The organism is Acetobacterium sp., assembly GCF_039830195.1.
GTDB lineage: Bacteria > Bacillota > Clostridia > Eubacteriales > Eubacteriaceae > Acetobacterium.
Map to the genome: position 1 here is coordinate 32,160 of NZ_JBDODG010000045.1, position 21,266 is coordinate 53,425.

The 21,266-nt window shown below is 46.5% G+C and carries 13 protein-coding genes; 9 read left to right on the plus strand and 4 right to left on the minus strand.

Going from position 1 to position 21,266, the window contains the following annotated elements:
* Window positions 1–59: 59 nt before the first annotated feature.
* The gene (locus ABGU93_RS14420; RefSeq protein ID WP_347414119.1) at window positions 60–3,230 is read right to left on the minus strand and encodes a methyl-accepting chemotaxis protein; all 3,171 of its coding nucleotides are present in this window, start codon (window positions 3,228–3,230) and stop codon (window positions 60–62) included.
* Window positions 3,231–3,492: 262 nt separating this feature from the next.
* On the minus strand, window positions 3,493–6,648 hold the full coding sequence (locus ABGU93_RS14425; RefSeq protein WP_347414120.1) for a methyl-accepting chemotaxis protein: 3,156 nt from the start codon (window positions 6,646–6,648) through the stop codon (window positions 3,493–3,495).
* 558 nt (window positions 6,649–7,206) lie between these two features.
* Here ABGU93_RS14425 and ABGU93_RS14430 point away from each other — a divergent pair.
* The 5 genes from ABGU93_RS14430 (at window position 7,207) to ABGU93_RS14450 (ending at window position 15,122) form a co-directional block, all read left to right on the plus strand.
* Window positions 7,207–8,331, plus strand: a complete 1,125-nt coding sequence (locus ABGU93_RS14430) for an ABC transporter substrate-binding protein (protein WP_347414121.1) — start codon at window positions 7,207–7,209, stop codon at window positions 8,329–8,331.
* A 3-nt stretch (window positions 8,332–8,334) separates the two neighbouring features.
* A complete protein-coding gene (locus ABGU93_RS14435; RefSeq protein WP_347414122.1) occupies window positions 8,335–10,683 on the plus strand; it encodes an EAL domain-containing protein in 2,349 nt (782 codons plus the stop codon).
* Window positions 10,684–10,781: 98 nt separating this feature from the next.
* Entirely contained in the window at window positions 10,782–11,786 is a 1,005-nt protein-coding gene (pdxA, locus tag ABGU93_RS14440; RefSeq protein ID WP_347414123.1) for a 4-hydroxythreonine-4-phosphate dehydrogenase PdxA, read from the plus strand.
* Window positions 11,787–12,038: 252 nt separating this feature from the next.
* A complete protein-coding gene (locus tag ABGU93_RS14445) occupies window positions 12,039–12,986 on the plus strand; it encodes a histidine kinase N-terminal 7TM domain-containing protein (protein ID WP_347414124.1) in 948 nt (315 codons plus the stop codon).
* A 33-nt stretch (window positions 12,987–13,019) separates the two neighbouring features.
* A complete protein-coding gene (locus ABGU93_RS14450; RefSeq protein ID WP_347414125.1) occupies window positions 13,020–15,122 on the plus strand; it encodes an EAL domain-containing protein in 2,103 nt (700 codons plus the stop codon).
* Between the two features lie 300 nt (window positions 15,123–15,422).
* Here ABGU93_RS14450 and ABGU93_RS14455 read toward each other — a convergent pair whose 3' ends face one another.
* Together ABGU93_RS14455 and ABGU93_RS14460 are read right to left on the minus strand one after the other, a co-directional pair.
* Entirely contained in the window at window positions 15,423–16,055 is a 633-nt protein-coding gene (locus ABGU93_RS14455; RefSeq protein WP_347414126.1) for a hypothetical protein, read from the minus strand.
* Window positions 16,052–16,555 (minus strand): flavodoxin family protein, encoded by a 504-nt coding sequence (locus ABGU93_RS14460; protein WP_347414127.1) that lies wholly within the window; start codon window positions 16,553–16,555, stop codon window positions 16,052–16,054. Before ABGU93_RS14460 ends, ABGU93_RS14455 begins: the two co-directional genes overlap by 4 nt.
* A 220-nt stretch (window positions 16,556–16,775) precedes the next feature.
* On the opposite strand from ABGU93_RS14460, the gene ABGU93_RS14465 reads away from it, so the two are divergent.
* The 4 genes from ABGU93_RS14465 to ABGU93_RS14480 are packed head-to-tail and all read left to right on the plus strand — an operon-like array spanning window position 16,776 to window position 21,193.
* On the plus strand, window positions 16,776–18,641 hold the full coding sequence (locus ABGU93_RS14465; protein ID WP_347414128.1) for a glutamate synthase-related protein: 1,866 nt from the start codon (window positions 16,776–16,778) through the stop codon (window positions 18,639–18,641).
* A 59-nt stretch (window positions 18,642–18,700) separates the two neighbouring features.
* A complete protein-coding gene (locus tag ABGU93_RS14470) occupies window positions 18,701–19,363 on the plus strand; it encodes an ABC transporter permease (RefSeq protein WP_347414129.1) in 663 nt (220 codons plus the stop codon).
* Window positions 19,360–20,244 carry a glycine betaine ABC transporter substrate-binding protein gene (locus ABGU93_RS14475; RefSeq protein WP_347414130.1) on the plus strand — a complete coding sequence of 295 codons (885 nt, stop codon included), beginning with the start codon at window positions 19,360–19,362 and terminating at the stop codon, window positions 20,242–20,244. The genes ABGU93_RS14470 and ABGU93_RS14475 overlap by 4 nt, the downstream gene beginning before the upstream one ends.
* 4 nt (window positions 20,245–20,248) lie before the next feature.
* Entirely contained in the window at window positions 20,249–21,193 is a 945-nt protein-coding gene (locus ABGU93_RS14480) for an ABC transporter ATP-binding protein (protein WP_347414131.1), read from the plus strand.
* Window positions 21,194–21,266 lie beyond the last annotated feature (73 nt).

Consider the following 21,266-nt stretch of genomic DNA (forward strand, 5'->3'; position numbering starts at 1 on the left):
AAAAACAGGCTCCAATACGGATGCCTGTTTTTTTTCTTTATGTGACTCAAATACTGGGGCTAGTACTTATCCATCTCGAGATCATCGAGGACAATTCGGGGTGGCGTTGGTGCTTCCGGATTCAATGGTTTTTCAACCGGGGAGTTGGAGGTGGTATGGTGGGCAGAACTTTTTTTCCTGATTTTAAAAGCACCGACCATCTGTTTGAGCATTTCGGCCTGACCGGACAGCTCTTCGCTGGCAGCAGCACTTTCTTCAGCGGTAGCAGAGTTGGTCTGAACAACGGTGGAAACCTGTTCAATGCCCTGGGTGATCTGGGCGATTTCAGTAGCCTGATCATTGGACGCCCGGGCAATGTTACCAACCAGACCGGTTACTTTTTCAATTTCGTTGAGAATTTCAACTAAACTGGAGGCGGTTTCATCGGCGATTTTGGTGCCGGCTTCGACCTTGTCAATGGAGCCTTCAATTAAGCCGGTGGTTTCTTTGGCAGCTTCGGCACTGCGGGCCGCCAGAGAGCGGACTTCTTCGGCAACAACGGCAAAGCCTTTACCGTGCTGGCCGGCCCGGGCGGCTTCAACGGCGGCGTTAAGGGCCAGGATATTCGTCTGGAAGGCAATGTCATCGATGACCTTGATAATTTTTGAAATATTTTTCGAGGATTCATTAATATCGATCATCGCAGTGACCATTTTAGTCATCTGTTCATTACCAACTTCAGCATTGCTGCGGACCTCTAAGGCTCTTTCATTGGCTTCATTGGCGTTGGTAGCATTTTTCTTTGTTTCACCGGCCACTTTTTCAATGGAAGCGTTAAGTTGCTGGATAGCACTGGCCTGTTCGGTGGTGCCCTGGGATAGCGCCTGCCCGCCATCAGAAATCTGCCGGGCGCCGGCTTCAACCTGTCCGGCGGCTTCATTGATTTCGGCCATGGTTTCGCTGAGGGTGGCGCCAATCCCATTAAGGGCGGATTTAATCGCCTGGAAATCGCCCAGATAGTCGGCAGTGATTTCCAGATCCAGGTTACCATTGCCCATTTCTTCCAGGGTATAGGTAATTTCATCCACATAGCGTTTTAGGAAGGTGATGGTCTGGTTCATTGAGTCTTTGATTAACGTATAATCACCATTGTAGTTTCCGACCATCCCCGTGTTTAGATTGCCTTTGGCCAACTCATTAAGGGTAGCCGAGGCTTCCTGGACCGGTTCAACCACGGCATCTAAAGTGGCGTTAACGCCGGTAACAATTTTAGCAAAGTCGCCCTGGTGTTTGCTGGCATCGGCCCGGGTATTCAAATTCCCGTCAATACCAGCCTGGGCCAGCATATTTGCATCGCTGATCAGGTTGTCGATGGATGTTTGAACCATTTCCAGACTGTTTCGGATTTCAGTGAATTGAGCAGAAACTTCAGTGGTGTATTCATCAGCCTGGCTGATGTCCATATCAAAGGACAGATCCCCCTGAGATAAGCGGGTCAGATTAGCACCCAGTCGGGTGACCTCATTTTTTGTGTAGTCGCTGACCCTGATCATTGGGGTTAAATCAGTGACGACTTCCACGAAGCCGACATTCTCGCCTTTAGAGTCTTTGAGATAAGCTGTATCTTGTTTGTAGTTGCGGCCATACCATTCAAAGTAGCTGTCGCCTAAGCCCTGATCCACCAAGCGACGGATTCCGCAGCCTTCGGTCTGACAGATATTAGCACCGGCATTGTAACAGTCCATCCCATAACCGCATTCACGGTCGGTGATAACCTTGTTGTTAATCATCATATCTTCAAAAGGCTTGTTCATAAAGGTCCACTTCATGTCATTATCCGTGACATGAATGGGGAAGGGAACGGCATCGATGATGGCTTCGTACCAGACCATTTTATCAACCACCGTATCCAGGGTAGCGTTGACCCCTTCAACAATTTCTTTAAATCCGCCTTTGAATGCATCTGCATCACCCCGGGTTTCCCATTGGCCCTTTATGGCAGCCTGGGAAAGCATGGTGGCTTCATTGATCAGTCCCCGGATAGTTTCAATGGTGCGCTTCAGAGCAGGCGCAATTTCGTCCTGAGGATCACGAATTTCAATATTGGCAGACACATCGCCATTGGAAATCTGATCCATGGTACCGATGACGACATTTTGGAGATCATCTGCCAGCTGGTTCATAGAAGCGGTCATTTCACCAACCTCGTCGCTGGATTGTCTTTCCAGTCGGACGCCCAGATGACCCTGGGTCATTTCTTTGATCATCTCGTTTAACGCGACAATCGGTTTTGAAATTCTTCGGGCCAGAATAAAGGTGGCCACACCACCGACCAACAAAATCAGGACGGAAGCAATCAAGATGACGTTTCTTAGATTGTTAATGGGTGCCAGGACATCTTCTTCAAATTTAGTGACCACGAGGGTCCATTTTGTGCTGGGTATCGGTGCTGCATAAGCTAGTTTCTGAACACCTTCATAGTTATAATTTACACTTCCGGCATTGCCAATGCCAAGGGCTTGGATGGCCAGGGCAAACCCTTTGGTAGGTCCATCATTCTCAATGGCGTCAAAAAGGTTTGACTGCTCTAAAATCAGTTTATCGTTGGGATGGGCCATAAAGCCGCCATTTTCGTTAATCACGAAACCGTATTTTCTAACCCCATCACCCATGGTACTGGTGACTTTTTTCAAAAAAGTCGGATCTCGCCGTCCAACCAACAATCCTACCACCTGGCCATTGTTTTTAATAGGTGCAACGTCAAAAACCACCGGTTCGTTGGTAACCTTGCTGATGGAGACATCAGAAATTGAAAGGTTCCCTTTGAATCCCTCTTCATACCAGAATTCACCCCAGGAATCAAATTCACCACCACCAATAATATATTTGGCATGACCATTGACATCCATGACGGCGATATCTTGATATCCGAGCCGTTCGACATCACCGGATATGGAGGTGACCTGGGTATTCCAGTCCATCGTTGTCGTTCGTGCCCGTAAAGCAATTTCATCCAGCTTTCCCAGATTACCAGTAATGATAGCGCCAATATGACTGGCACTTTCAGCCACGAAGGCTTCTTCTTGAATTTTGGACTCCTGGGTTAGGGCATCTGCTCCTAAATTGATGGCAATCAATCCCAGAATGAGTACCGCAGCGGCCAGGATCAGAGTGGTAAAAACCATTAATTTGGTTGATAATCGGGACTTAACCAAGGTCTGATCACTTCCTTTTTTTTGTTTGTCTTTCATGATAAGGCTCCTTTCTATGTGGCACATTTAATGTATTACTATAAGCAGACTAATCGTTATACCAATAAGTCGCAAATAATCTGAGTCTGAGAGTATAACAGTATAACAATAATTGATTGTATTCATATTATTATATCGAAATATTCACATATAACTTTAGAGAACCAGACTGAACGGTAAGCATTTATCTTCGAATAGATATCATATAAATGCAAACAGGCGCCTGTTAAGACGCCTGTTGATTGAAGTGCTGATTGGTTGTTTAGTATTTATCCATGTCCATATCGCCGAGATCAATGCTTGGTTCAGGGGCTGGTTGCCTGTTATCTTGGGACTTTTTTATCGGTGCTGCTGACGTTACACTTGATTTACTCTTGTTTCTAAGCTTAAAGGTGTCAACCAGTTGTTTTAGCAATTCAGCCTGTCCGGAAAGTTCTTCGCTGGCGGCGGCACTTTCTTCGGCGGTGGCGGAGTTTTGTTGGACCACATGGGCAACTTGCTCAACGCCAGTATCAATCTGGGCAATGCCGGAAGCCTGTTCATTGGAAGCCACGGCGATATTTCCGATCAGGGTGGTGACCTTCTCGATACCGGCAACAATGTCGTCTAAAGCGGCGGCGGTATCATCGGCAATTTTAGTTCCTTCCTGAACCTTGTCGATAGAGCCCTCAATCAAAACTGTTGTTTCCTTGGCGGCATCGGCACTCCGGGCTGCCAGGCTACGGACTTCTTCAGCGACGACGGCAAAGCCTTTGCCATGCTGACCGGCCCGGGCTGCTTCGACGGCAGCATTAAGAGCCAGAATATTGGTCTGGAAGGCAATGTCATCAATGACCTTGATGATTTTTGAAATATCTTCCGATGACTGGTTGATAGCTACCATCGAATTCTGCATTTGTGACATTTGGGCATTACCTTTAGCAGCGTGATCTTTGACGGTATCAGCTAATTCCCTGGCTTTATTTGCATCTACCGCATTGTTTTTGGTTTGATCAGCAATTTCGGCAATCGAGGCGGTTAGTTCCTGAACTGAGCTGGCTTGTTCGGTGGAGCCCTGAGCCAGGGATTGACTTCCGGCGGATACCTGGCCAGAGCCGGAGGCAACCTGATCGGAGGCCACATTGATGTCGCCCATAACATCGTTTAGGGAATCAATGATCACGTTAATAGCATTGGAGATGGTGATTAAATCACCCTGGAAGGCCCGGGCATGATCGATATCCAGATTACCCTGGGACAATTGTTCGATTTTTTCAGTAATTTCACTGACAACAGAATCTAACATATCAGCAGTCGTGTTAACTGTTTTTTTGAGCGCATCCACATCGCCTTTATATTCACCAGTGATACGTTCACTGAGATTACCGTTCGAAATGGCATCCATTACCACCATGACCTCACCGATCGGTTTGTTGATTTCGTCCAGAATGGCATTCATGCCACCGACTAGTTCCGACCAAGCGCCCTGGAATTTGCTGGCGTCGGCCCGGGTTTGAAGGTTACCATCAATCACCGCATTGGTGATCATTGAGGCACCATCAATCATTTCGCCAATCGATGCTTTAACGGCAGTCAGGCTATGGCTGATTTCATTGAACTGAACGCTGACATCGCGGGTGTATTCATCAGCTTCACTGATATTCATATCAAAGTCAAGGTTTCCTTCTGATAGTCGATTCAAGTTATCAGCTAATCTGGTTACTTCGGCATGGGTATAATCGCTGACCCGGATAATCGGGGTTAAATCGGTGACGATTTCGACAAAGCCAATATTTTCGCCTTTTTTATTCTTGAGGTAGGCGGTATCCTGTTTGTTATTACGGCCAACCCATTCAAAGTAAGAATCGGCCAGACCCTGATCAACCAGTCGGCGGATGCCGCAGCCTTCGGTCTGACAAATGTTGGCTCCGGCATTGTAGCAATCCATGCCGCAGGCGGAAACCCGATCTTCGATAACGCCATTTTTGATCATCAGATCTTCAAAAGCGCGGTTCATAAAGGTCCATTTCATATCCATATCGGTAACGTGAACCGGGAAGGGGATGCCATCGATAATGGCTTCGTACCAGAACATATTGTCCACGACGGTATCCAGGGTCTGGTTAACCCCGGAAATTACCTTGGCATATTCGCCGGCATGTTTGCTGACCTCAGCTCGCTTAGTGAAATCGCCGCGAATAGCTGAATCGGAAAGCATGATGGTATCGGAAACCAGGCTGCCAATGGCATTCTTAATCGAAACCATACTGTTACCAAGGACATCATTTTCTGACTTGGGCTGGATATCCGTGGATAAATCCCCCAGCGCCATATTTTGGGCAGCTTCAGCCTGATCGCGAATGTTTTCGGCCATATTGACAAAGGATTTGGTCAGTTCTCCAATTTCATCCGGTTTGGCGTCATCGGCCATGGCATAGTCGATATCAACCGCACCCAGGGCCAGATGATCAGCAGCTTCAGCCAGTTTGGTAATCGGTCGGATAAAGCTGCGGGTGGAAATAACGATAAGTCCGATGATAACCAAAAGGCCCAGGCCAAAGATCACCAGCATCATCGTCTGAATGGTGGCGAATGACTGGTTGAATTCTGCCATTGGCAATCCGGTGGCCAGAACCCAGCCGGTATCACCGATCTCGGTGACATAACCCTGGCTTTCGGTACTGCCAGATGAATAGGAAATCGGACCAGAAGTTTTATCGGTCAGGGCTGCGATGATATTTTCAGAGAGATCGGTATCACTTAGGGGACCATTGTTAAAGTCCGGATTGGGATGATCAAAGACAATACCACTGTTGGTTGAAACCACGAAAAATCCGGTTTCGCCAATTTTATTTTCGGCAATGATTTCTTTAATCCGATCGATGGATACGTCCACACAGGTTGCCCCGATTAAGTCTTGAGTACCGGATTTAAAAACTGGTGCGACGACGCTGACAATAATTTGATTGGTGACAACGTCTAAATAAGGTTCAGAAATAAATACTTCTTTTTTGGCTACTAATTCCTGGTACCAGGGACGGGCATTAATATCATAGGTGCCATCAGACGATGAACCGTCAGATTGGGTAAACTGACTGGAGTCGACGTCAGCTACCCAGGCAACCCGGATATTTTCCGGATCAGTAGCAGCTACATTATCCAGGGTTTGCTTAATTTCTGGAAAATTGACGGTTGAGTTGATGTTAATTCCCGGAGTGACCTGTTCGAAATAACTGCGAATCTCGGGATTGGCAGACAGCTGGTTGGCAGCTTCCAGATACTTTGTAAAATAGCTGTCAATTTCGTTGGATACCGATTGTGACCGGGCTGACAGCTCATTGATGGTAATCTTGGTAATGGCCTGGTTGACAACGTAGAGGGATATTCCTGCGACAATCGCAAAAATAATGGCGACCGGCAATCCAATGGACAGTAGCATTTTGAAAAGTAATCCTTTTTTCTACTATTCATTTCATTTCTCCTTTGGTTCATCATAATTGATGATAAATTTGATCGTTGGATAGGGTCGTACTGAAGTAGCATCAGTGTAGCGGAAACCGGGAATTGGAGCAAGCGTTTTATTCTGTTTTATACACGAAATTATTACCCTGTAATTTTAAAAATAAACAAAGTAACGGATACTCAAAAATAAATATAAATAATCTAAAATTTGAGAAGCAAAATGGCAATCAGATATTGACTGTAAAATTCATTAAAACGGGATGTTAGCTATTGTGTTTCTTTTTCAAAATGAATAAGATGGTCTATAAATAATCAGAATCATCATCAAATAATCAGAATCATCATCGGTTGAAATAGCGGTAGATGTGGGAGTGATCGCTCTTTCACTTCGGGTTGAACAAAAAAAGATTTAGCAGCCTAACATCGAACCGGGTTTGTGGACTTTAAATTAGGGTATACTGATATATAAGAATTTATGAATCAACTTGAAATAGTGTTTATCTCAAACACTCACCATCAAAAGGGGGCGTTGGCTATGAATCGATGGAAAGTATTTGCAAAACTGGTTCTGATGATCGGAATAATTTTGACCCTCACTTCCTGTGGTCAACAGGAACCGGTCACGATTGGTTTTGTGGCCAGCCTCACCGGAAGTACATCAGAGCTGGGCGTTAATGGTCGCAATGGTCTGATGATGGCCATAGAAGAAATTAATGCCACTGGCGGTATTAATGGCAGATCGGTGGAAGTGGTTGTCAAAGATGACAAAAACGATCCACAAACCGGGTTGGCTGTTGATCAGGAACTTTACGAAGATGGCATTTCCTTTATCATCGGTCACATGACCAGCAATATGGCCGCCTTGAGCATCCCCTTTGTCAACAGTAAAGACATGTTAATGATCAGCCCGACTATGAGTGCCACCACCCTGTTTAATCAGGATGATCACTTGATTGGGGTCGTATCTCCCAACAGTGATCAGGCGGTGATCATTAAAGAAAGCATGGTGAAAAACGGCGGCGGGAAAAAAGTAGCCGTGATTTACGAATCTCAGAATTTGGCTTATACCGGGACGGTTAAAGATTGTCTTGCTAAAGAAATAGAACCACTTGGCGGTCAGTTTATCTATGAAGAAGCTTTTTTATCCGGAGCAAACCCAAATTACCTGGACATTTCCCAACGGGTTTTGAATTCAAAACCAGACAGCATTGTGATTTTAGCCTCATCATTTGATGCAGCCATGTTCTGCCAGCAATTTTATAAACAGAATAACCAAACGCCTGTTTATCTGGCCGCCTGGTCGATGAACAATGACCTGCTTTTGCAGGGGGGCCAATCAGTCGAAGATGTCGAGATTACAAGCCTGATTGATTCAGATTCCCAGATCCCCGCTTATACCTCGTTCCGGGAGAAATACCTGAGAAAATACGGTTCCGAACCCACATTTGCCGCAGTTTACACATATGAAGCGGCGATGGTTTTATTTAATGCCATGGCGGAATCCAACAGCGATGATCCCGAAACGATCAAGAAGACAATCATTAAAAAAGGCACCTATCAGGGACTCCAAAGCGAAATAAACATCAATGAGTACGGGGATGCCAGCCGAACCATCTACCAATACGTTGTGAAGGACGGTCAATTTAAAAAGGCGGAATAGACTATGAAGCGAATAAAAAAGCTGCGAGATTTCATTTTGATCAATAATATGCTTTCTATCGTCATTCCACTGATCCTCGTGGGTCTTTTAGTGACGCCGCTAATTTATAATTATCTGATTAAAGATATGCATCAAAAGAACACCATGATCGCCGCAACGATTGCCCAGCGGATGTCTGATTTTATTGAGGAATCGTACCAGGTGCTTTATCAGATAAATCATTTGCTTGATGATGGCACGCTAAAAGATGACGTCGCCATCCAGAGTTACTTGGATGCAATCCTTAAAAATTCAGACTCGGTTGAGGGATTTGAATTTCTAGATGCTAACGGAATGGTAAAAATTATTGCCCCAAAAAATGTTAATATTCAAGGTGCAAATCGCGCCAGTCAACCTTTTTTTACAGAGACCAGGTCCACCCGTAAACCTTTTGTATCGTCTTCTTTTATTTCGCAGCAAACCGGTCAACCCACCATCACCATTGCCATACCCCATGGCGATGGGGTACTGGTAGCCTATTTAAATCTGGAAGAAATCAGCATGCTTTCGCTAAATCACATCAAAACCTTTGGCGATACGGTGACTGTCGCCATCACCGACGGCAATGGTGTCTTTATTTCCAATAAGGATATCAATAAGGTCTATCAGCGGGAGGTTGAAGCTAATTATCAGGCGATCCATCCTGACATAGAAACAGAAGATCAGATTAATGCGTTTACTTATGATGGAAAAACAGCCATGGTCAGTCACGCTGATGTCGAGAAAGCTGGCTGGCATGTCTTTGTTTATGAATCCTATGACTCTATTTATGCAGCTTTAAGGCCTTTTTTAGCGGTTATGCTATTGTTCACCTTTTTATTGGTCTTATTTTCCCGGTTTGTTGCCCGACTGGTGTTTAAAGATATTAATCATTCTTTTGGCGAACTGAACCGGCAGACAAAGGAAATTGCTGCCGGGGATTATCACCCCATTATTACTGACAATCGTTTTGACGAATTTGATCAGCTTACCGATAATTTTAATGGGATGGTCGCCTGTGTCAAGGAACGGGATGAAGCCTTGAAGGTTCTGGCTTATTACGACTCCCAGACCAATTTACCCAATGCGGCTTATTTTTTGGAGACTCTAAATCAATTGATCCTCGATAATCACGGAAAAATTGCCGTGATTTGTTTTGATATTCATAATTTCAAGCGGATCAATGATACCTTTGGACCATCCTTTGGGGACAAGATCCTGGAGATGATGGGTGCCCGGTTACTGGCACTTCAATGCTCCCATGGATTTGTAGCCCGAATTAATGGTTCTAATTTTGTCCGGGTACTGACGGATCTCGAGAAACCCGATGATGCGCTGGCAGAGATTGAAAAGTTGCGGGCGGTTTTTAATCAGGCGATGAGTTTGAATGAAAACAATGTATATCTACGTTTTCTTGTGGGCATCGCACTCTATCCTGATGATGCCAAAAATGTCGAAGAATTGCTGCAATATGCCAATACGGCAGCAGAGATGGCAAAACAGCGAGGGCGATCCCAGTATGCCTACTTTGAAAATAAGATGAAACAGAATCTGCTGAGAAATATGAGGCTGGAGAATTCCCTCCGACCGGCTCTGGAAAACAATGAGTTTTTGCTTCACTATCAACCGCAAATCGATGTTAAAAATAAAAAAATCCGTGGTTTCGAAGCGTTGATCCGCTGGGATCATCCCCAGCTGGGGATGGTTTCCCCACTGGATTTTATCCATCTTGCCGAATCCACCGGACTGATTGTTCCGATTGGGGCCTGGGTGTTGGAAACCGCCTGCCGACAAATCGTTGCGATTAATCGGAAAATGGGCACCGACCTGATGATTTCAGTCAATGTTTCGCCGGTTCAACTAAGTCATGAACATTTTCCGGAAATGGTGGAAGAAACCTTGAAGCGATGCGGCCTTGCATCGAATTTGCTGGAACTGGAGATTACCGAAAATCTGTTTATCCATTCCTTTGAAGAGGCGATTAGAATTTTTGATCGCCTTAAGACAATTGGTATCCGCATGTCGCTGGATGATTTTGGTACTGGCTACTCGTCTCTGGCTTATTTAAAAAATCTGCCCATTGACACCTTGAAAATCGATCAGGCTTTTACCCGGGATCTGTTGCTCAAGAAATCCAATGAGCATTTAATGGAATCCATTATAATGATGGCCCATACCCTTCATATGGATGTGATTGCGGAAGGAGTCGAAGAATTGGAACAGCTGGATTGTTTAAAAGCCTATCACTGTGACCATGTCCAGGGATATTATTTCAGCCGTCCCATCGATGAATCCCATCTGGAAGAGTTGCTCAGCAAGTTGACTAAAGATTAATCACTAAACAACGAAAAAAAAGTGAAGTAATAAAAATAGACAAGTTTAAACAGAAAACGCCGGGAACGACGATGAAGACTGGCGGCAAGGAGAACAACATGTATAAACCAATACTGGCAATTCCGATGGGTGATGCAGCCGGCATCGGACCTGAAATAACGGTAAAAGCCCTGGCTGACAATGCCGTTCAGGAGATAGCCCGAATGGTGGTGGTGGGGGATCGGATGGTGCTGCAAAAAGCCATGGAATTTTCAAACGTGGATCTGAGCATCAATTGTATCGATGATCCCCGGGATGGAAACTACACGTCTGGAGTTGTTAATCTCATTGACCTGGATAATATTGAAATGGATAAACTGAAAATGGGAGCGGTTCAAGCTATGACCGGAAAGGCCGCCTACGAATATATAGAAGTGGCGACCCGGCTCTGCCTTGATAAAAAAGCTGACGTGTTAACGACCACGGCGATTAACAAGGAATCACTGAAAGCCGCAAAAGTCCCCTTTATTGGCCATACCGAAATTGTCGGGGCATTAACCCGGACCCAAAATCCCCTGACCATGTTTCAGGTTCATAACCTCAGGGTGTTCTTCCTCAGCCGCCATGTTTCGCTACGGCAGGCCTGTGAACTGGTTACAAAGAACAATCTGTTAGCTTTTATTGATCAGAGTGTATCGGCGTTGAAAATTCTGGGGGTCAAAAATCCTCATATAGCCGTTGCCGGTCTGAATCCCCATAGCGGCGAGCACGGCCTGTTCGGTCGGGAAGAGGTGGATGCCGTTATGCCAGCCGTGGCAGCGGCTCGGCAGCGTGGCGTTAACGTTGATGGGCCGATTGGCGCTGACAGTGTTTTTCACTTTGCCTTAAAAGGTAAATACGATGCAGTTTTATCGCTTTATCATGATCAGGGTCATATCGCTACCAAAATGGTTGATTTTGAAAAGACCATATCCATTACCATCGGCATGCCAATATTAAGAACTTCAGTGGATCATGGGACGGCTCTGGACATTGCCGGGAAGGGTATTGCCAGCCCGGTGAGTTTGATTGAAGCGATCCGGTTGGGGGCGGAGTATGCGCCATTTTTTAATCAGGATCACTAATTACAGGTTTTGCAGAACTGCTGTTATTTACCAGAAATAAGCAGCATATGAATTAATTGAAATGGCCTCCTTACTCAGGGAGGCCATTATTCTGTCTGAACGATTATATTTAACCGATTTAATTACTTTAAATCCGAAGGCGTATATATATTTGCCGGTTCCAGCAAGCACTGAATATCCAATTGATTATCCCGACGCAAAATAGTATAATACTAAATATTCGTGTTGACCAATTATTTTCGAGGAGGGCAAATGACACTTCAAAATTTCATATCAATGACACTCTATCTGACATTTGTCGTCTATGCTATTTTTGGAACCCATAGTTTAACCCTCAATAAGGATGTCAGACTGAACCGGGTATTTGCCGGATTGTGTTTTTGTTTTGCCATCTGGAGTTTTGTCGTGGCCGCTACCAACTCATCAGCGACTGCTACGGAAGCCCTTTTTTGGCGTCGGTTTTCAGTGTTGGGCTGGGGAGTTGCTTACAGCCTTCTTCTTCACGTTATTATTATTCTTCGAAATGCCCCCTGGAGTGAGGCACATAATAAAAAGCTGCTTTTAACTGTACTCTATCTGCCGGCATTGGCAAATATTATTGTCTTCTTTATTTTCAGCATGCCGGAAAAAGGCCACATTCAGATGATACTTACCGATTCTGGATGGATTTCAGAGACCAATGAACTTTGGTTTAGTCTACTGTTTCTTGCCTATTATTTAAGTTTTGCTTATATATCGATGATGCTGTTAGTTCGGTGGTATAAAAAAATAAATAATACCCCTGATCGGTCCAAGGCAATGTTGCTGATGATGTCCTTTGGAGCGGCGTTTTTTCTCGGAACCGTTACCGATTTTGTGGTGGCCAGTCTACCTAACGGGCGGATTCCATCCATGGCACCGGTAGAGGTGCTGATACCGGTGGCTTGCATCTTTTTCATTATCTATAAATATGGCATGGTATCATCGCCGCAAAACAAGAATGAATCACAACCGGAAGGAATAATCCTCAGCACCATCAGCCGGATCAGACTTTTTAAATACATCAGCATCGTGATGATTGTCGGGAGTATTCTTAATTTCTATGGCCGCGTCAACAATAATGATACCCGCATTACTGGGGTGTTCTTAAGTTTTATTCTGGTGCTGATGGGAACCTTTGTTATGTGCATTCCTTATCTCTTCAAGTCAATTAAATCCTAGGAGAATGCACTGGGTCTTTTTTTGGGAGTTTTGATGCCGGTAGTGATGCTCGTCCATTTTAACACGGAGTTCAGTAACATCATCTGGTCGGTGCCGATATTTTTTATGATGCTGACTGTTATTTTTAACAATAAGAACATCTTTCTGGGACTGGGAATCTTAAGTCTGCTTCTGGAAGTGATTTTCTGGATACTATTACCCGATTTATGGATGATGGTGGACGAACGGTTCTATTTTTATAGGCTGTTGTTCTATATCATCGGGATTGGGCTGACCACCATCATCACCCGGATTTATATTTTGCGGCTACAGGAAAACAGCAAACAGGATGCTTTTCAAAAAATGATTTCAGAACTATCAGCTGATTTTGTAACCATGAACCGGAGTAATTTTGAAGAAAAGGTCAATCAATTACTAAAAAGAAGCGGAGATTTTACCGGCATTGATCGGGTATATGTCTGCCGCTTTTCCGAAGATAAAAAAATATTGTTTTGTACCCATGAATGGGTGAACGAAGGAATCACATCCTGGATGGAAGAAATAAATAGTGTCGGGATTACCACGCTTTCCTGGAGTGTCGGGCAGATTTTAAAGAATGAGATAGTTTATATTCCCAGTCCTGATCAGCTTCCCATGACAGCCGAAGCCGAACGTCTACAGCTTAAAAAGGGCAAAGTCCGGTCTCAGATACTCGTTCCTATTCAGAGTAATCACGGCATTATCGGTCTGATCGGATTTGATGAGATTCGTAGTGGTAAGTCTTTACGAGGAATCGACCAGGACTGGTTGCGAGTGTTAGCCAATATTCTGGCGGATGCCATCGCCAAGGTGGAAACCGAACAAGATATGAATTATTTAGCTTACTATGATCCTCTTACGGGGATGCCCAATCGGGCTTTGTTTTACCGGCGATTGGAGCGGGCTATTGATCTGGTCGGGCAAACCGCTAAAAATTTGGCAGTGATTTTTATTGATCTGGATGGTTTTAAGGAAGTAAATGATACCTTGGGTCATGACTGGGGCGACCAGCTGCTTAATCAGATTGGGAAACGGCTGACCGATTGTCTTGGTGAAGCGGGTTTGGTGGGTCGGTTTGGTGGCGACGAGTTTCTGATTATGGTTCCTCAGTTTTCTCACAACCACGAGCTGGAAATAATTGCCGAGAAGGTGATGTCAATATTTCATCGTCCCTTGCTGGTGGCCGAACAGGAATTGCACATTTCAGGCAGTGGTGGAATTGCCGTTTATCCCAGCGATGGAGAAAATGTCACGACCCTGATAAAAAATGCCGATCTGGCGATGTATGCTGCCAAAAAAAGTGGAAAAGGCCGGATGGCTTACTGTTCAGGGGATATGAAAGAGGCTGTTCAAGAAAAGGTGACCCTGACCAACCGTCTTCATCGGGCCTTAGAGCGTCAGGAACTGTTTCTCCACTACCAACCCCAGGTTTCAGCGATTACCCATGAGATTACCGGCTTTGAAGCTCTGCTGCGGTGGAACCATCCGGAACGGGGGATTATTTCTCCAGAAGTATTTATTCCCCTGGCTGAACAAAGTGGACTGATCAGTACAATTGGCGAATGGGTGCTGAAGACCGCCTGTGCCCAGAACAAGGCCTGGCAAAAGCAGGGATACAAACCGGTGCGGATGGCTGTGAATCTGTCGGTGGAGCAGTTTCGCAGTTCCAATCTGGAGCGGATTATTCATACCTGTCTGGAAGTATCCGGGCTGGAACCCCAGTATCTGGAACTGGAAATTACTGAAGGCATTGCTATGAAAACCTCGCAATATGTAATCCGGCAGCTGTATGCTTTAAAAAGACTGGGGGTAGACATCAGTATTGATGACTTTGGCACCGCTTTTTCTTCGATGAGCCGGCTCAAAGATCTGCCAGTGGACCGTATAAAAATCGACCGCCAGTTTATCTGGGGAATCGGAGAGAATCCCCGGGACGAATCAATCATTTCAGTGATGATTCATCTGGCCCAAAAGCTGGGCCTGCGGGTAGTTGCTGAAGGGGTGGAGACGGAAGCGCAGCTCAATTTTCTTAAGAAAAAGGGCTGTGATGAAGTCCAGGGCTATTATTGCGGCCGACCAGTGAGCGTCGTCGACTTTGAAGTGATAAATAACTACTAAATGGGCATCAGTGCAAAAGGCCTCCACTTGCGTGGAGCTATCAGACTGTCAAAAATAACCTAGTACCGACAATTGTTACATCATGTTGTACGCATCGGAGCGGACACGGCAGAGCCTGTCCGATTTTCGCGAAGGCAACGAGCCAATCACAAGCTTGCTTGTAGTTGGCGACTGACCGCGACTAATGCGAAAGGAGCAAAGCGGATTTCGTATTGGCCGCGGCGAACAACAGATTAACAATTGGTCGGTACGGTAGTTTAGCGACAAACTCAGGCCTCCACATCCGTGGAGGCCTTTTGCTTAGGGAGCAATGGTTAAATCTTTTTTTCGTAAGCCGTGGGCCTTGCCCTGTTTGGTCCAGTCGTGATTGGCGCCCTGTATTAATGCGAAACGGGGATAGGTGGGATTGACGTAGAGGTTATCGCCGGATTCCCGGTCAAGCAGATTATTGACAAAGACACTGTAGGGTTGGGCCAGGTTTTTCTTTGATCCATGTCCCAGGGGGACATCTTTAGACAGGGCAATCATAACACCTGACCCGATGCCAAGGCCCTGACCCCATTTGAGATGAGCCCGGTGGGTCCAGTTTTTCATCATTGCAATGGTGGTCTCATTCTGAATGCCTTCGTAGTGACCATTGTTGACGATGGTATAAACGGTTATGTCATGGGGCGATTCAATCAATGATTTTTCCAGTTGAATTAAACAATGCAACAGATGAGAAGGAATGCCACCCATATACATTGGCACGGCAAAAACTAGCACGTCGCAGCTGGCAATGTCTTCTAACTGGTTGACTCCGAGCATCGCATGGTGGATGCCGAAACTGACCAGATCATGATCTGGCGGGATCAGTGTCTTCAGTTCGTCAAGCAATACTTCCGAGGTACTGCCCATGGCTTTGGGGCTGCCGTTAATTAATCCAATTTTCATTGTCGGTGAGCCTCCATTTCTTCCAGATTTTTATAAAAGCTTACCGTGTGGGAAAGGGCATGGAGGTCGACCCCGTTATACTCCACAAACCTTTCGGCAGTCGCTTTTTCCGGTAGGGTGATATCTTCACCATAAAACCGAACGGATAGATTCACATGGTTTTTATATCGGTCTTTCTGATGCATTTCACCATCTCTGACTGTGAAATAGGGTTGATGATAGGGCAGGGTACGATCCAGTACGTTTTTGACAAACGGACTGAAACCACCATAAAGGCAGTGACTGATGATTTCGACCTCATCACTCTGAGCCATCCGTTTGCCAATATCGCTGAAGTCATCTTTTATTTTACAAAGTCCTGGTGTTTCAATCCAGCAGCCAAAACAGCCAACACATTGGTGAATTTCCTGATCTTTTCCAATTAAGATTGCGTCGTCAGGATGTTGTCCGAATAAACGATCAGCTTCACTTGGGTTCAAGTCATGAATGATTAGTTTCATTGGTTCTCCTTTCGGGTGTGAATCTTAATCCTATTAGATGCCTACCCAAATAAATGAAGAATATTCACACTTCAATAAAAAATAGAAAGAATTATCAGAAGAAGTTTTTTATATTTTCCGACAATTCAGATAATGACGATGACGCTGAGAACCACTGTGTGAACCTCAAAATTTTGGGTATAAACCAAACCATAAGGAAAAATGAAAGGGGATGACGCAGATGGCTAAAAAAACACTGATCCGGGTATCGAGAGATGGGCCCTATGTGGTGACCGGTTTGTCGGAGATTCAGGAATCCACCACCCGAAATGTATTGGTGACGGAGGCGGCGGTGGCCTTGTGCCGCTGCGGGGCGTCAAAAACCAAGCCGTTTTGTGACGGCACCCATGGGAAAATTGTTTTTTCAGGCGAAAAAAGCCCGGATCGGGTGCCCCGGCAACTGGATACCTATGAGGGCCGGGAAATTACAATCCATGATGACCGGGGGATCTGTTCCCATGCCGGGTTTTGTACCGATGGCTTGCCTAAAGTCTTTCGGATGACTGAGGAACCCTGGATTGATCCTGATGCAGAAGCCAAAGAGCGGATCATTGAAACCATTAAAAAATGTCCTTCCGGGGCGCTGAGTTATTCGATTGATGGGGTGCGGGTCGATGCCTTTACCGATGTCGAAGCCATTCAGCTGGATGAAGACGGACCCTACCATGTCCGCGGCGGGATTTCTTTGGAGCTGGGTGATACGCCAGCGTCCGAGCAGCCCGAATCCAAAGAGCATTGCAGTTTATGCCGTTGCGGTCAGTCAAAAAATAAACCCTTTTGCAGCGGTCAGCACTGGTACGTAAAATTTGTTGATCCGGGGATGGTTGGTGAATTGAAGAACCAGGATCAAGAGGGTGACCCGTTTAATAATAAATATGCCATCATTAAAAAGCTGGCCGAAACCGGCAAAAGTGAAAACTCGGCGATGCGAACGCTGGAGACCTTCCCGGATTTTAAGACTCTGCTTTTTAAAGGTACCCAATTGCAGCGGATGCCCTTAAATGAAGAAGTGGCGGTCAGTCTCAAAACCGTCATCGGAAAAAACGCCAAAAAGCCGTTGACCCTGGCGCTGCCCTTTTATGTGTCGCATATGTCTTATGGCGCCATATCGAAGGAAGCCAAGGTGGCCCTGGCCAAGGGCAGCAGTCTGGTGGACACGGCGATGTGCTCCGGTGAAGGGGGGATGCTCCCGGAATCCCGTCAGGCCGCCCGGCATTACATTTACGAGCAGGGGACAGCGGCGTTTAGCTATGATGAAGCGATTATGAAACAGGCCGATGCAGTCGAAATAAAAATCGGCCAGGGCGTCAAGCCCGGTTTGGGGGGGCATTTGCCCGAGGAAAAGATCACCGCCGAAATTGCTCAGATCAGAAAACTCAAGGTCGGCGAAGCGGCGATAGCGCCCGGTCGGCTGGCCGGGGTCGATGAGATCCGGGATCTGGTTGATCGAGTTGCCCGAATCCGGGAAATAACCGGCGGCGTTCCGATTGGCATCAAAATTGCCACCAGTCATCTGGAAGCAGATCTGGCAATGGCGCTGATGGCTGAACCGGATTTTATCACCATTGACTGCCGGGGCGGCGCCACCGGTTCATCTCCCAGATTTCTCAAAGATAATGTGGGGATTCCAGCCATTTTCGCCATTCGGCGGGCCCGGCGATTTTTGGATCAGTTAGGCAGTGAGGTGACCCTTTGTGCCACCGGTGGGTTTCGTGACAGTGCGGACATTGCCAAGGGGTTGGCACTGGGCGCTGATGCCATTGCCCTGGCGACGGCCTCGCTGATTGCCATTGGCTGCCTGCAGTCACGGATCTGTCATACCGGAAAATGTCCGGCCGGGATTGCCACTCAGGATGAAGTATTGCGGAGCCTCTTTAATGAAGAAAAAGTGCTGCGCCAATTTGAGAACTTTTATAATGCCACCGCCGACGAGCTGCGGGTTTTTGCCCGGACCAACGGCCGGGATGATATTCACCAGCTGGATGTCGGCGATTTGATGACGATCAGTCATGAGGTGGCTCAATACACCGATATTGAGCATGTTTAAAAGATCCGGTCGGACTTATTACGGTTGTTGACGATGGGGTCAAAATAATTTAAAACACGATGAAAGAGACGGAAATGCCGATGGAATTCATTATAAGTTTAGGCAAATTGCTGCAGGCCCGCAGCGACTTTTTTATTGAACTGCTGCTACAGCATCTGATGCTGAGTCTGATTGCGATTGTGATTATTACGGTGGTGGGGGTGACCACCGGGGTTCTGATTGCCAAATCACAAAAAGCCGCCAGCGTGGTGATTGGCCTGACCAACGTGCTTTATACCATTCCCTCGATTGCGATGTTCGGTTTTTTTGTCTCGATCACCGGGATCGGCAATACCACGGCGATCATTGCCCTGGTGATTTACGGGCTGCTGCCGGTAATCCGCAATACCTATGTCGGCCTCACCGAGGTGGATGATCAGATTCTCGAGGCGGCGGTGGGGATGGGCAGCACCCCCTGGCAGTTACTTTCAAAGATTCAGTTTCCCCTGGCCTTACCGGTGATCATCGCCGGGATCCGCAACATGGTGGTGATGACGATTGCCCTGGCCGGGATTGCGTCCTTTATTGGCGCCGGCGGCCTGGGGGTGGCGATCTGGCGGGGGATCACCACGAATTTTGATGAAATGACGGTAGCCGGCAGCTTGCTGGTAGCCTTACTGGCCTTTGTGGCTGATGGATTGTTGGGAATTGTAGAAAAAAGATTATTAAGGAGGACAAAATGAAAAAGTGGATGAGTTTAGCACTGATTGTCGTGCTGGTATTGTTAGCAGCCGGTTGTCAAGCCGAGGAAAAGAAGGTGGTCATCGCCTCAAAACCGATGGCGGAAAGCTATATTATTGCCGAAATGATGGGTCAGCTGATTGAAGCCAACTCCGATATTAAAGTGGAGTATAAGATGGGTATTGGCGGCGGAACCTCGAATATTCAGCCGGCCATGGAAGCCGGCGAAATCGATATGTACCCGGAATATACCGGTACCGGCTGGCTGTTTGTGCTGAAAAATGAGCTGGTGACCGATCCGGAAGCCCTGTATGAAGGGGTTAAGAGCCAGTATCAGGAAAAATATAATTTTGCCTGGCTGGATCGCTACGGCTTTAATGACACCTACGCCCTGGCGATTGATAAAACCAAAGCTGATAGCATGGGGATTAATACCTTCTCGGATCTGGCGGCCCAGAGCAATAACCTGAGCCTGGGAGCGGAGTATGATTTTTACGAACGTGAAGACGGCTATCCCGGACTGGTTACGGCCTACGGTTTTAATTTCAAAGAAACCAAAGAGCTGGATATCGGTCTGAAATACAAGGCCATCGGCGAGGGTCAGGTGGATGTCATCAACAACTTTTCCACCGACGGACTGCTGGCCGAATATGACTTAAAGGTGCTAAAAGACGATAAGGGCTTCTTCCCGGCCTATGAAGCAGCCACCGTCATCCGTCAGGAAACCCTGGACAAATATCCGGAACTGGAAGGGATTCTGAACCAGCTGGCGGGACAGATCAGTGACGAGGAAATGCAGCAGATGAATTATTATGTGGAAAAAGAAAACCGCGATGCCGGCGACGTTGCCGCTGAATTCCTGAAAGCCAAGGGCTTATTATAAGCCGATGATCGAGTTTCATGATGTCAGCCAGCAGTATCAAGCCGAGAAACCGATTATCCGGCATTTGAGCCTGACCGTTTCACAGGGTGAGTTTGTCGTGCTGATTGGTCCTTCCGGCTGCGGCAAAACGACCCTGTTAAAAATGATGAACGGCCTGATCAAGCCGGACAGCGGGGAAATCCGGATTAAGGGAAAAGAGCTCAAAGACTGGGATCCGATTACCTTAAAACGCAATATCGGTTACGTCATTCAGCAGGTGGGGCTGTTTCCCCACCTGACCATTGAAAAAAATATTGCCTATGCTCTGGATATTCAAAAAGCCAGCGAAACCCTGAAAAAGGAACGAGCCCGGGAACTGATTCAGCTGGTCGGTCTGGAAGAAAACTATCTGCCTAAATACCCCAACGAATTAAGCGGCGGCCAGAAGCAGCGGGTTGGCATTGCCCGGGCGCTGGCGGCCGATCCGGAGATTATTTTAATGGACGAGCCCCTGGGGGCGGTGGATCAGATTAATCGGGGGGTGCTCCAGGATGAAATCATCCGGATTTATCAAACCCTGAATAAAACCATCGTCTTTGTCACCCACGACATTGAGGAAGCCATCAAGCTGGGGACCAAAATTGTGGTGATGAACCAGGGTGAAATCATGGAAATGGGCTCCCGGGATGCCATTGTTTTTCACAGCAAGAGTCATTTTGCTGATGACTTTATCGGCAACAAGGGTTTTCTATCCTATTTGAATATTGTCAAAATCGAACAGGTGGTTTGTCCCTTTAACGGCAATGTCTCCGAAAAGGCGATAACGCTGTGGGTCAGCGCCGCTGATCCGCTGATTGTGGGGATCCGGATCTGTCTGGAAAACGGCGTCAATCAGGTTGGCGTCCGGGATGCGGTCGGCCAAGTCGTGGGTGCCTTTGATTTGAGCTGTTTATCACGATTGAAGTTTTAAAAAGGCTGTCAGGTTTAAGTAACACGTTGGTACTGGAAATAAATTAACAATGGCGATACTTCCTATTTAGAAG

Excerpts from the sequence above, each read along its gene's own strand:
- ABGU93_RS14465 (WP_347414128.1), top strand. The coding sequence starts at position 16,776 with ATGGCTAAAAAAACACTGATCCGGGTATCGAGAGATGGGCCCTATGTG.
- ABGU93_RS14435 (WP_347414122.1), top strand. The coding sequence starts at position 8,335 with ATGAAGCGAATAAAAAAGCTGCGAGATTTCATTTTGATCAATAATATG.
- ABGU93_RS14455 (WP_347414126.1), bottom strand. The coding sequence starts at position 16,055 with ATGAAAATTGGATTAATTAACGGCAGCCCCAAAGCCATGGGCAGTACC.
- ABGU93_RS14450 (WP_347414125.1), top strand. The coding sequence starts at position 13,020 with ATGCCGGTAGTGATGCTCGTCCATTTTAACACGGAGTTCAGTAACATC.
- ABGU93_RS14430 (WP_347414121.1), top strand. The coding sequence starts at position 7,207 with ATGAATCGATGGAAAGTATTTGCAAAACTGGTTCTGATGATCGGAATA.
- ABGU93_RS14445 (WP_347414124.1), top strand. The coding sequence starts at position 12,039 with ATGACACTTCAAAATTTCATATCAATGACACTCTATCTGACATTTGTC.
- ABGU93_RS14420 (WP_347414119.1), bottom strand. The coding sequence starts at position 3,230 with ATGAAAGACAAACAAAAAAAAGGAAGTGATCAGACCTTGGTTAAGTCC.
- ABGU93_RS14460 (WP_347414127.1), bottom strand. The coding sequence starts at position 16,555 with ATGAAACTAATCATTCATGACTTGAACCCAAGTGAAGCTGATCGTTTA.
- ABGU93_RS14480 (WP_347414131.1), top strand. The coding sequence starts at position 20,249 with ATGATCGAGTTTCATGATGTCAGCCAGCAGTATCAAGCCGAGAAACCG.
- ABGU93_RS14425 (WP_347414120.1), bottom strand. The coding sequence starts at position 6,648 with ATGCTACTGTCCATTGGATTGCCGGTCGCCATTATTTTTGCGATTGTC.
- ABGU93_RS14470 (WP_347414129.1), top strand. The coding sequence starts at position 18,701 with ATGAAAGAGACGGAAATGCCGATGGAATTCATTATAAGTTTAGGCAAA.
- pdxA (WP_347414123.1), top strand. The coding sequence starts at position 10,782 with ATGTATAAACCAATACTGGCAATTCCGATGGGTGATGCAGCCGGCATC.
- ABGU93_RS14475 (WP_347414130.1), top strand. The coding sequence starts at position 19,360 with ATGAAAAAGTGGATGAGTTTAGCACTGATTGTCGTGCTGGTATTGTTA.